Source organism: Microbacterium sp. (genome assembly GCF_046295495.1).
In the GTDB taxonomy this organism is placed as follows: domain Bacteria; phylum Actinomycetota; class Actinomycetes; order Actinomycetales; family Microbacteriaceae; genus Microbacterium.
Window position 1 is genome coordinate 1 of record NZ_JBKBNC010000032.1, and the last position, 12,128, is coordinate 12,128.

A 12,128-nucleotide genomic window follows, 5' to 3' on the forward strand; every position below is an offset into this window, starting at 1 on the left:
CGGCGCTGCGGCAGCGGAGGCGACGGCTCGCCCTCGCGGTGCAGAGCGCCGACGACCTGCCGCCGCGGGCGGCGCGGGCCGTGCTCGCCGCGCTTCCGGCGCGCACCCCGGTGGTTCCCTGGGCGGGCGCCGACACCGACCGCGTCGCCGCCGGGACCGCCGTGATCGTGCTCGCGGCCCACCGCGTCGACCCGCGGCGGACGGCGATGCTCGTTCGCGACGACATCGCCCATCTGCCACTCGTCTTCGACGGACGACGCGCACGGATCGGTCCCGTCGTGCACCCCGGACGAACGGCCTGCCTGACGTGCCTCGATGCGGAGCGGCGACGCGCGGATCCGCACTGGCCGGTGATCGCGGCTCAGCTGCTGGGGCGCCGGCTCGCCGATGTCGACGTGGCGCTGGCCGCCGAGGCGGGCCGAGCGGCACGGTTCCTGCTCGAGGCGCCCGTCACGCCGACGACGAGGTCGCTGAGCGTGAGCGGCGATTCGTTCCCGCGGGTCTGGGAGCTGCATCGGCCGAGCGCAGACTGCCACTGCCGATCTCCCGGAGGAAGCGCGACGGCGACCGCTCCATCCGTCCCCGACCGCGCGCCCAGCTCACCGACAGCGTTCGCGCGGCCCGCGTGACACCCACGTAGGCCAACCGTCGCTCCTCGTCGACGGCCTCGAACGACTTCGCATACGAGATGGGCAGCAGCCCCTCGCTCACCCCGATGAGGTACACGTGATCCCATTCCAGACCCTTCGCCGCGTGCAGCGTCGCGAGGGTGACAGTGCGCGTCGTCGGCTCGTGCTGATCGCGCGCGCGGGCCTGCAGATCGTCGGTGAAGCCGCGCAGGTCCATGCCCGCGGGCGCTTCCTCCGCGAGGCGCAAGAGGGCGGCGCGCGCCTCCCACGCCTCGCGCAGCGCGCCTCCGGCCTCGGGCGGATCGTCGGTCAGCCCGACGCTGCGCAGCACGTCGCGCACCGTCGCGTGGAAGCCCGTCTCCATCGGCGCCACCGACGCCGCGCGCAGCGCCATGAGAGCTTGGCGCACCTCCGGCAGGTCGAAGAACTTGCGACCGCCGAGCACCGACGCGGCGATGCCGACGGAGGCGAGCGCGGTGAGCACCGCGGCCGACTGGGCGTGGGAGCGGTACAGCACGGCGACGTCGTGCGGATCGACGCCGCGCGCGAGCGAGTCGGCGATGGAGCGGGCCACCGCCGCCGCCTCGGCCTCGTCGTCGTCGAAGCCGCGCACGGTCGGGAGCGGGGCCTCGTCGGGGCGCGCCGCCACCAGCTCCAGCGCCCCGGCGCGACCGCGCATGAGGTCGTTGGCGACCGCGAGCACGGGGGCGGCCGAGCGGTAGTTGCGCTCGAGCCGCACGACATGCGCATCCGCGTGCGTGCGTTCGAACTCGAGCAGGTAGCGCGCGTCGGCGCCGGTGAAGGAGTAGACCGTCTGACTCGCGTCGCCGACGACGCACAGGTCGCGTCGATCGCCGAGCCACAGCTCGAGCAGCCGGTTCTGCAGGGGCGAGACGTCCTGGTACTCGTCGACGGTGAAGTGACGGTACTGCTCGCGCACGGCGGCGGCCACGCGAGGCTCCGCCTCGATCATGCCCGCGCAGGTGAGCAGGACGTCTTCGAAGTCCATCTGCCGACGTTCATCTTTCAGCTTCTCGTACGCCCGCTGCAGGGCCACGACCTGGTCGACGCCGAGGCGACCGACCCCGTCCGGTCGATCCGCGGCGTATTGCTCGATCGAGCGCAGCGTGACCTTGCGCCACTCGATCGCCGACGCCACGTCGCGCAAGGTGGCGGTGTCGGGCGACAGACCGACGCCGTCGGCGGCGTGGGCGAGCATGCGCACCTTGTTGTCGATGATCGAGGGCGCTTGATCGCCCGCGAGGGTCGGCCAGAAGAAGTTCACCTGGGCGAGAGCGGCCGCGTGGAACGTTCGCGCCGAGACACCCGAGACGCCGAGCGCGCGCAGGCGGCCCCGCATCTCCCCCGCCGCTTTGGCGGTGAAGGTCACGGCCATCACGCGCTGCGGGGAGTACGCACCGGTGTCGACGCCGTGAGCGATACGCCGCGTGATCACCCGCGTCTTGCCGGTGCCCGCGCCGGCGAGCACGCAGACCGGGCCCCGCAGCGCGCGGGCGGCTTCGAGCTGGTGCTCGTCGAGACCCTCCAGCGGGGCCGTCACGCGACGCCCCGGTACCAGTCGACGATCAGTCGGTGCGCGATGGAGGCCGCCCCCGGCAGCTGCGCCGCACCCTCGCCTCGCAGCGCCGCACCGACCTCGTCTCGGTCGAACCAGCGCACCTCGACGATCTCGTCGCCGTCGGGCCGAGCCTCGGCGTCGTCGACGACGCGCGCGCGGAACCCGAGCATGAGCGAGCGGGGGTACGGCCAGGCCTGCGACCCGCGGTACTCGATCTCGTGCAGACGCACGCCGGATTCCTCACCCACCTCGCGGCGCACGGCGTCTTCGAGCGACTCCCCCGCTTCGGCGAAACCGGCGAAGCAGGAGTACCGGCTCCCGCCCCAGGCCGCGTTCGCGCCGAGCAGGATGCGATCGTCGTCGGTCGCCGAGCGCACGAGCACGATGACCGCGGGGTCGGTGCGGGGGAAGTGCTCACGTCCGCAGACGGGGCAGTGTCGCGACCATCCGGCGTGGCGCAGCTCGGTGCGCGCCCCGCACGCGGGGCAGAACGCGGCGTCGCGGAGCCACCCCGCCAGCGCAGCGGCGGTGGTGAGCAACTCGGCCTCGCCCTCGGGCAGATCGCCACCGACCGCCCGCAGCGGCGCCCACTCGGCATCCGCGACGACCGACTCGGGTGCTCCGTCGGACAGCACCGCGAGCACGACGGCGACGCCGCGAGCATCGCGGCCGAGGAAAGCCCACTCTCCGACGGAGGGAGCGGCGGGAAGGATGACGGTGGGGTCGATGACGGGGTCGTCGGCGGCTCCCGCGGAAGCGGGGCGCGCGGGATCGGGGGATGCCGCGTGCGTGGACCCGGTGGACGCCGAAAGACCTGCGGCGTCGCTGCCGGTGTCGACAGCGCCCGAGGCATTCGCGGGACGAACGGCGTCGGTACCGACGAGGTCTCGGACGCCGACCAGCACGAGCCGGCCGTCGCGGACCGGTGCGCCGTCGCGGCGCACGGCGAGCACGCGGGTGGCGTCATCGCGGAGAAGGCGGGCGAGCAATCCCTCGTCGTCGCGCTCGGCCCCGGAACGATCGACGACCAGCGGTTCGTGACGCACGGACGACGAAGACGCGGGATGCGGCATCGAACACCTCTCTGACGGGCGGGTGCGGAACGGGCGGTCACGGCTCGACCTCGCCGCCGAAGGGCGTGGCGCGGGCGGGCGGGCGAGAGCCCGACCTACCCTGGGGGACATGGCACGCTCGCCCCTCATTTTAGCCGCGTCGGCGACGGCGGCCCTGCCGCGCACCGCCATCACGAGTGTCAGCGTGCTGACCGAGAACAGCGGTGGGAGGTTCGACACCGCCCTGGCCCGCACCGACGACGGTCGCGACGTCGTCGTTCGCATGCCCGCGAGCGAAGAGGCCTCCGCCGACCTCGCGGCCGAGTCCCGCGCCCTGCACGCGCTGACGGCCGGTGTTCGAGCGCTGCTGCCCTTCGCGGTGCCCGAGGTTCTGGGCGAGAACGGCTCGGGGACGCAGCGCGTGCTCGTCGTCGACCACATCGACGGCTACCGCATCGACCCGGCGCACCTGCCGAAGGGCCCCGGGTACGCCCCCGCCGTCGGAGCCGCGCTCGCCGCCGTCCACGCGCTTCCGGTGTCGATCGTGCGCACCGACGGGCTCCCCGTCCGCTCGCCCGAGCAGGTGCGCGACGACGTCAAGCGACTCCTCGACCGTGCCGACGCGACCGGTCGCGTGAGCGACGACCTCATGCTGCGCTGGCGCCGCGCCCTCGACGTCGACGACCTGTGGCGCTTCGAGTCGGCGGTGGTGCTGGGCGGCGCGACCAGCTCGTCGGTCATCCTCGTCGACGACGAGAACGAGATCCCCCACGTGGTCGGCATCCTCGAGTGGGCCGGACTCAGCGTGGGCGACCCCGCGGTCGACCTGCGCTGGTTGGCATCGGCACCCCTCGCCGCCGACGATGTGCACGCCGGGTACGCCGCCGCCGGCGACCGCTCGCCTGATCCCCTGCTGCGCGAGCGCGCGCGCCTGTACGCCGAGCTCGAGTTCGCCCGGTGGCTCGTCCACGGGCACGACGCCGGCGAGGCCGACGTCGTCGCCGATGCCGTCGCGCTGCTGGACGCCCTCGCCGACGGCGTGCGCGGCGACCACATCGTTCCCGATTCCCGTAGCGACATCGACGACGCGATGGCCCTCGTCGAGAGCGTCCCTCCGGTCACGCCGCCCGCCTCGGTCGACACCTCGATGCAGACCGACGCGTACGATCCCGAGGCACTCTCGCTGTACCTGTCCGCTGAGCGGGACCGCGTCGCCGCGGCCGAAGCCCTCGCCGACGCCCTCGCGGGCGCCGACGGTCAAGACGGCGAAACCGACGCGATCCACGTCGACCAGCTGCCCGTGCCCGACCGCGACGATCCCGAGGAAACCGCCCCGATCGACCTGGACGGCTGGGACGAGGAAGAGGCGAGGTCGCAAGGGCCGGCCCTCCGCGGCAAGACGACGTCGTCGATGTGGGGCGGCCAGGAGCCCGCGATTCGCGAGCCGGAGCCCGCCATCCGCGAGCACGCCGATCCCGACGAACCGCGCCGCTCGACGGTCGACGACGAAGAGGACGCCGCGCGCGCGAGCCGCGCCGCCCTCCGACGCTGGGGCGTCTCCGGTACGAACGACTGACGCGCCGATCCAGCGGAGAGTGGGCACGGCGCGCCCGGACCCGCGTCGCCTCGACCTCAGCCGCGCAGCACCAGCTCGTCACCCACGTAGAACAGCGCCACGTCGATCAGGTCGAGGTCGATACCGTGCTTGGCGTGATACGCCTCGCGGTAGAGCTCGAGCTGCAGCATCCGTGAACGTCGCTCCGCCTCGGTCGCCGGCGGTCGACCCGTCTTCCAGTCGACGATCTCGTAGCGGTCACCGCGCCGGTACACGGCATCCAGCTTGCAGATCACGACGTGGTCGCGGCCGTCGAGACGGCGGGTGACGAAGTCGATCTCGGTCTCGACCTCGAGGGGGCGCAGACCGGCCCACTCGGACCGTTCGAAGCACGCGCGCAATCGCGCGAGCTCGGCCGCGTCGGCGGCGGAGGCACCGCCCTCGTCGTCGTCCCACAGGGCGTCGTCGTCGAGGCCGACGCCCGCGCCGACGAGTCCGGAGCGCTGCTCGACCCAGGCGTGGAAGAGCGTGCCGAGACGCGTCTGCCGATAGGGGCGCTCGGGCATGGGTCGTCGCAGGTCGTCGACGGCCCGCCCGTAGTCGGACACGAAGTCCTTGAACCTCGACGCGGGGATGCGCGTGGGCGCCGGTGCGTGCTGCGGGCGCAGCCGATCGGCGCGCTCGGCGAGCAGAAGCTCGAGGTCGGGGTCGGCCGCCGCCGGAGCCTCGGCCCGCGCCGCCGAGGCCTGCGCCACGGCCGCCGACACGGCCGTGCGCCGCGCGCCGAGGGGGTCGAGCGGCCAGTGGAGGAGCCGACGCTCGCCGTCGTACGGGTCGTCGCCGGGCTCATCGACGACGAGGTCGATCCCGAGCGCCTCGACGGCCTCGTCGAGGAAGACGCTGGGCCGGCGGGGACGCTTCGTCCCCGCCCAGCTCGAACCCGACAGCAACAGGTGATCGCGGGCGCGCGTGAACGCGACGTAGGCGAGTCGGCGGTCTTCGTCGAGCTGGCGTGCCCGGTTGTCGGCGACGAAGGACTCGATCGCCGCCTTCAGGTCTTGCTGCGTCTCGGCCCCCCGCCAGCCGAACACCGGCAACCACGCGGAGTCGCCGCGGAACTCGGAGGGGAGGATGCCGAACCCCAACCACCCCTTCGTGTCGCGCGGCAGCGAGGGCAACTCGTCTGTCACCAGACGTACCACCGAGACGGCATCCCACTCGAGGCCCTTCGACCCGTGGATGGTCAACAGCTGCACCACGTCGTCTTCGGGGGGCTCGGTGCGCGGGGCGAATTCGTCGGCCTGCTCGGCGTGGTCGAGCCAGGCCAGCAAGCTGGACACCGAGCCCGACTCGTCGGCGGCGAGGAAGCCGCGGATCTCGTCGACGAAGGCGCGCAACTGCGCCGAGGCGATCCGCGCGGGACCACGTGACTCGTTGGCCGCGAGCTCGATGTCGAGCCGCAACTCGGCCTCGATCAGACGGATGAGCTCGGGGACGGGGGCGCCGACGCTGCGACGCAGCGCCGCGAAGACCGCCCCGGCCTCCCGCAGGCGCGCCCGGCCGTCGGGCGTGAGGTCGGCGAGCCACCCGTGCCCGTCGCTCTGACGGGTGATGAAGTCGAGGGCATCCACCAGCGAGGCGCGATCAGCGCCCGGAGTGGAGCGCAGCCGGTCGACGACGTCGGGGGCGAGGGGCTGCAGGGCGACGTCGTGCGTCGCCAGACGCTTGGCCAGTTGGGCGAGGGCGCGCAGGTCGGCGAGACCGACGGCCCAGCGGGGGCCGGAGAGCAGTCGGATGAGCGCCGACCCCGCCTCGGGGTCGCTGATGACGCGTAGCACCGACACGACGTCGACGACCTCGGGTGTGGTGAGCAGCCCGCCGAGCCCCAGGATGCGATGAGGGATACCCCGTCGCCCCAGCGCATCGCCGAAGCGGACCATGTGCTTCTTGCTGCGGAACAGCACCGCGCCCGTGGTGGGACGCCCCTCAGCGGCACGCGCCGCGCGGATGCCGACGAACCAGGCCGCGACACGGTCGGCCTCGGCATCCAGGTCGTTCTCGAAGACGACCTCGACGACCCCCTCGGGCGCGCCCGGTCGCGAGCGCAGTTCTTCGACCGCGACGGCCGCGCGCGGAGCGAGGGGCGCGAGCACCGCATTGGCCGCGTCGAGGACGCGCGCGCTGTTGCGCCAGCTCGTGAGCAGGGCGAAGCGGCGACACCCGCCCTCGGGTGCGAACGCGTCGGGGAAACCGCCGAGGTTGCCCGCGCTCGCACCGCGCCACGCGTAGATCGCCTGGTGCGGGTCGCCCACGGCCATGACGCCCGTTCCACCGAACAGCGTCGCCAGGAGATCGGTCTGCACCACCGACGTGTCTTGATACTCGTCGAGCAGCACGACCCGATAGCGGGTGCGCAGCTCGGCGACGACGGCGGGATGCTCGCGCGCGATGCGCAGCGCTCCAGCCACCTGGTCGGCGAAGTCCATCACCCCCAGGCGGGCCTTCTCGCGGTCGTAGTCGGCCGCGAGGGCGGCCAGCAACGACAGGGCCGAGACCTTGGCGGCCGCCTCGCCGACCTCTTTGTAAACCGTGACCCGTCCGGAGGTGGAAGGCCGCTCGACGATGCGCCCGAACTCCTCAGGAAACGCCGCGAGGCGCTCGAGGTCGACGAGGTTGTCGACGCCGTCGCGGGCGATGCGCAATGCTGCGTCGATGAGCGTGCGCGGGGACTCCTGCCGCTCCTCCAGGCGCGGGTCGTCGGAGGCGAAGACCACCCGTCGCATGAGCAGCCACGCCGCCGACTCCGACAGCACCGCCGCCTCGGCATCCCGACCGATGCGCAGACCGTGTTCGCGCACGATCGAATCGGCGAAGCTGTTGTACGTCGACACCGTGGGGCGGTGCAGCAGCTGATCGCCGTCGTGCGTCTCGGGCAGCGTCGCGCCGGTCTCGGCGACGAGCGCGTCGAGGGCCTCGCGCCGTGCCGCGTCGGCACGGGCGCCCTCGAGCGCGGCCACCTCGGCGAAGACCGCGAGGCGTCCGGCGGCGTGCAATGCCGGCAGGGCGGGCAGCAGACCCCGCGCCTCGAACTCCGACAGGCGCTGCAGGCGGCGCTGGATGCGCTCCGCCAGCTCGCCCGCCGCCTTGCGGGTGAAGGTGAGCCCGAGCACCTCGTCACGGCGGACGAGGCCGTTCGCGACGAGCCACACCACGCGCCCGGCCATCGTCTCGGTCTTGCCGCTACCCGCACCGGCCACCACGAGCGCGGGGGCGAGCGGCGCCTCGATGACGGCGGTCTGCTCCACGGTCGGGGGGAACTGCCCCAGGGCTGCGGCGATCGTGGCCGCCGACAGGGTCGCGGTCACGAGGCGCTCACCGCCGCGACCGTGTGGATGCGGCACAGGCCGTAGGAGAATTCGTCGCGGCAGTGCACCTCGTACGGTGCGGCGAAGCTCGTACCGCGCATGACGCCCACGGCATCTTGCACCCGTTCGACGAATCGGGCACGCTGCTCGTCGTCGAACGGCTTCTGCAGGGGCTCCGCGTACTCTTTCGTCGCCGCCGTGGGCCGGAGCACCAGCAGCTTCGCCCCGCCCGAGGGCAAGCCCGCGACCTGTTCGATCGCGCCCGACGAGAACGCGAGCTGGTACGCGGCGAGCTGCGGGTTGTCGGCCACCTTGGCGTCGGTCTGCGGCTCGCTCTTGCCCGTCTTGAGGTCGACGATGACGACCTCGCCCTCGGGCGTGATCTCGACGCGGTCGATGTCGCCGCTCAGAACGGCGCCGTGCTCACCGGCGTCGGCCACGGGCACCGGCACCTCGAAGTGCCGTTCCGCACCGATCAGTCGCCCGCCCGCATCGTCGAAGCGCCGCAGGTAGGTCGCGAGTCGGCGCACCAGCTCGCGCGCGCGAGTGCGCTCGGCCCGCTCGCGCCACACGGCGTCGAAGGCGAGCTCTCCCCACCGCTCGTCGACCACCGCCCAGAGGTCTTCCTCCGAGGTGGATGCCGCGGTCTCGAGCGCCGCGTGGATGATCGTGCCGATGCCGGCCGTGGTGCCCCCGCGGTCGCCGCCGAGGTCGGCGATCACCCAGTCGAGCTGGCACTGCTCGAGGGCGTGCAGACGGGAGGGCGAGACGCGCACGTCTTCTCGCTCCAGGTCGCGCAGCGGCGCCGTCGAGCTCGGGGGCGCCACGCCGTACCACTCCTCGACGGCGGCTCCCGCGACACCCGCGCCCGCGAGCAGCGCCAACTGCCGCGCCGCGTGTCGGCGGTCGGCCGTGGCGACGCGCGGAGCGGTGAGCGACCGGCGGTGCCGCGCGACGAGCCCGCGCAACGAGAGCGGGTGCTCGGGGATCGACGACGCCGGTTCCGGCGTGGGCAGCATCTCGAACAGCACGCTGGGCCCGGTGTCGTCGTCGTCGACCGCGGTGACCACGAGCAGCGCCTCCGCGCGACTCAGGGAGCGCACGAAGAGGCGGAGTTCGTCGTGCATGGCGGCGCGACGGCGGTCGAGCATGCCGGCGGCCGGGAGGTCGGGGTTCTGCACCGCATCCGCCAGGCGCCACGTCTCGAGCAGGCCTCCCCGCAGGCGCGTGTTCGGCCACACGCCCTCTTGCACCCCGGCGATGATCACCGTGTCGAACGACGTGCCGGCCGCGGCCGCGGGAGTGAGCACGCGCACGGCGTCGACGACCGCGGGTTGTTCGATGCGGTCTTCCGCGACGTCGCTGTCGAGCACCGCCCGCAGGAATACCGCCGCCTCGCCGTCGGGCTCGCGCTCGGTGAAGCGCTTCGCGGCCTGGAACAGCGCGACGACGGCGTCGAGGTCGCGATCGGCCTGTTCGGCGACCGGACCGTGGCCCCGCGCAGCCTCGCGCCACGTGCGCGCCAGACCGCTGCGGTCCCACGCGGTCCACAGCAGTTCGTGGGCGGTGGACTGCGAGAGCGCCTGCGCGCGCAACGCCGCGAGGGTCTCGCCCACCCGCACCGCGCGACGCGCCTCGCGCGAGTCGATCGTGGCGAACTCCAGCGGGAAGCGCAGGCCCGAGATCAGCAGCTCCGTCGCGGTGCGCACTCCTCCACCGGAGACCTCGTCGTGCCGCAGCGCCGTACGAAGGCGCCGCAGCTCGATCGCGTCGAGACCGCCGAACGTGCCGAGAAGGGCGTCGACGATCTCGTCGTGCGTCCACTCGTCGGGGTCTTTCGCGCCGAGCTCGACCAGCCGCACCAGATCACGCACCGGCCGCTGCGCGCCGAGCGCGACGCCGGGCCCGCTCGCCCGCGCCGGGACCTCGCGCGCGGCGAGTTCGGCCTCGAGGGTCGCGACCTGCCGCGAATCGTGCGCGATGACGGCGCAGGCTCCCCACGCGACCCCTTCGAGCACGTGGCGTTCGCGCAGCAGTCGGGCGATGGCGTCGGCCTCCTCGGCGGGCGACCGCAGCAGGTACGTGCGGACGGAGCCCTGCGGGGCCGCGCCGACCGGCGCCCGGCGATGCGCGACGACGCCGGCCGCGCCGATGCGCGAGGCCACCTGACGGACGAGGTCGACCTGCTCGGGCGTCCCGCGATGGGCGGTGCCGAGGGCGGCCGTGGCGCCGAGCTCACGGGTCAGACGGGCGAAGTTCTCCGGCGTCGCGCCGCGGAAGGCGCCCGAGCCCACGTCGGGGCCGCCGAGGGCCCCGACGCCGATGCCGAGCGCACGGCACGCGCGCAGGAGGTCGATGCCGCCCGCCGTCAGCTCCTGCGCGTCGTCGACGAGGATGACGCGCAGCGCTTCGAACCGCCCGAGCAGCTCGCGCTCACCGCGGGCCCGGCCGAGGACGGCCACCGCTTCGCGGGCGAGGTCGGCGGCGTCGCGGTGCGCCCCGCGCATGGCGGCCCGGACCGCGCGGTACTCGTCGGCGAAGGAGGCGACGGAGGCCCAGACGGGAAGCTGGTGGCGTTCGGCCAGCGCCACCAGGTCGGGCGAGGTCACGCCGAGGTCGGTGCACTCGGCGAGGAACGCGCGCAGATCGCCGCGGAAGCCGCGCGTCGCGCGGATGGCCGGGCCCAGCCACTCGGGCCAGCGCGACACCCCCTCGAGCTCGTCGAGCGCATCGCCCTCGAGCAGATCGCGGATGATCTGGTCTTCGTCGCCGCCCGTGAGCAGCTGGGGAGGCTCGGCGCCCCGGCGCACCTCGGCCCCGCGCACCAGCTGGAAGGCGAACGAGGCGATCGACCGCGCGAGAGCGCCAGACGTGGCCTGATCCACCGCGAGTGCCAACGGATCGCGGAGCGCGGTGGCCGCCGGGCGCGTCGGCGTCAGCACGAGCAGGTGATCGGGGTCGACTCCGGATGCCACGAGCGCGCGCACCCGCGCCAGCAGCGTCGTGGTCTTGCCCGAACCGGGCGCCCCCACGACCACGCCGCTCGCCTCGACCGACCAGTCGACGACGGTGCGCTGGTCGTCGTCGAGGACGCCGCGAACGGCGGAGGCGTCGGGGGCGACGGCATCCGGGATCTGCATGTGTTCCACGCTAATCGCGACCTCCGACATCGGCGGGTCGCGACGCCACCGCACCGGTGCGCCCGCGGCGTTCGCCGTCCGCGAAGCGAGCCCGTCGGCGGGCTGTCGTGTCGGATGCCTGCCTTAGAGTCGAATCACGCGCAGGGCCGACCGCGGCCCGCGGGGAAAGGACGCATCGTGGAGATCCGCATCGGCATCACCAACACCGGCCGCGAGCTCAACTTCGAGACCAGCGAGAGCTCCGACGCCGTCAAGTCGGCCGTGGCCTCCGCCCTCGACAGCTCCGCCACCCACGTCACGTTCACCGACGTGAAGGGCAACTCCTACATCGTCCCGACCGCCAACCTCGCGTTCATCGAACTCGGCACCGAAGAGTCGCGCCGCGTCGGCTTCGTCGCCTGAACCCACCGCCGTGCAGATCCTGCTCGGGCTGATCCTCGGCGCGGCCATCGGCCTCGCCGCGCACTTCTCGCTGCCGCACCGGCAACTGCGCGGAGCCGCGCTCGCGCCCCTCGCGGGCGCGGCCGCGGCGGCCGTCGTGTGGACGGCGCTGACGTGGATGGGACTGGGCGTCGACTCGCCGATCCTGTGGATCGTGGCGGTCCTGGCGCCCGCCGCGACGGCGTTCGCCCTCGTGCCCCTCGTCTCTCGCTCGAGGGTGACGCGCGACGCGGCCGATCGAGACCGCCTCGGCGTCTGACCCCCACTCATCACCCCGCCCGTCGTGCCCGTTCAGGGCCGTGCGATGCGGCGAGCGCCCCGGGCGGAAACCCGATCACGACGCCCTTTCGGCGGGCGGAGGGTGCAG

Annotated in this window: 8 protein-coding genes; 3 read left to right on the forward strand and 5 right to left on the reverse strand. The window is 73.6% G+C overall.

All coding sequences use genetic code 11. The features are described from left to right. The 3 genes from ACK4LS_RS11325 to nudC form a co-directional block, all read right to left on the reverse strand. A partial coding sequence (locus tag ACK4LS_RS11325; protein ID WP_409717153.1) for a hypothetical protein occupies positions 1-233 on the reverse strand: 233 nt, incomplete at its 3' end. 217 nt (positions 234-450) lie between these two features. Beyond that, positions 451-2,190, reverse strand: coding sequence for an ATP-dependent helicase (locus ACK4LS_RS11330; protein ID WP_409717155.1), 1,740 nt, complete (start codon positions 2,188-2,190; stop codon positions 451-453). Further along, the gene (gene nudC / locus ACK4LS_RS11335; protein ID WP_409717157.1) at positions 2,187-3,281 is read right to left on the reverse strand and encodes an NAD(+) diphosphatase; all 1,095 of its coding nucleotides are present in this window, start codon (positions 3,279-3,281) and stop codon (positions 2,187-2,189) included. The genes ACK4LS_RS11330 and nudC overlap by 4 nt, the downstream gene beginning before the upstream one ends. Before the next feature lie 109 nt (positions 3,282-3,390). Here nudC and ACK4LS_RS11340 point away from each other — a divergent pair, with 109 nt between their 5' ends. Then, entirely contained in the window at positions 3,391-4,836 is a 1,446-nt protein-coding gene (locus ACK4LS_RS11340) for a phosphotransferase (protein WP_409717159.1), read from the forward strand. Positions 4,837-4,892: 56 nt separating this feature from the next. On the opposite strand, the gene ACK4LS_RS11345 is transcribed toward ACK4LS_RS11340, so the two are convergent. Both ACK4LS_RS11345 and ACK4LS_RS11350 read right to left on the reverse strand, forming a co-directional pair. Next, a complete protein-coding gene (locus tag ACK4LS_RS11345; protein WP_409717161.1) occupies positions 4,893-8,180 on the reverse strand; it encodes a UvrD-helicase domain-containing protein in 3,288 nt (1,095 codons plus the stop codon). Then, entirely contained in the window at positions 8,177-11,320 is a 3,144-nt protein-coding gene (locus ACK4LS_RS11350; protein ID WP_409717163.1) for an ATP-dependent helicase, read from the reverse strand. The genes ACK4LS_RS11345 and ACK4LS_RS11350 overlap by 4 nt, the downstream gene beginning before the upstream one ends. Before the next feature lie 177 nt (positions 11,321-11,497). On the opposite strand from ACK4LS_RS11350, the gene ACK4LS_RS11355 reads away from it, so the two are divergent. Both ACK4LS_RS11355 and ACK4LS_RS11360 read left to right on the forward strand, forming a co-directional pair. Beyond that, positions 11,498-11,722 carry a DUF3107 domain-containing protein gene (locus ACK4LS_RS11355; protein WP_409717165.1) on the forward strand — a complete coding sequence of 75 codons (225 nt, stop codon included), beginning with the start codon at positions 11,498-11,500 and terminating at the stop codon, positions 11,720-11,722. Between the two features lie 10 nt (positions 11,723-11,732). Further along, complete coding sequence (locus ACK4LS_RS11360) at positions 11,733-12,020, forward strand: hypothetical protein (protein WP_409717167.1); 288 nt, start codon at positions 11,733-11,735, stop codon at positions 12,018-12,020. The last annotated feature ends 108 nt before the right edge of the window (positions 12,021-12,128 follow it).

Coding starts and splice junctions, on each gene's coding strand:
- nudC (WP_409717157.1), bottom strand. CDS start 3,281: ATGCCGCATCCCGCGTCTTCGTCGTCCGTGCGTCACGAACCGCTGGTC.
- ACK4LS_RS11340 (WP_409717159.1), top strand. CDS start 3,391: ATGGCACGCTCGCCCCTCATTTTAGCCGCGTCGGCGACGGCGGCCCTG.
- ACK4LS_RS11350 (WP_409717163.1), bottom strand. CDS start 11,320: ATGCAGATCCCGGATGCCGTCGCCCCCGACGCCTCCGCCGTTCGCGGC.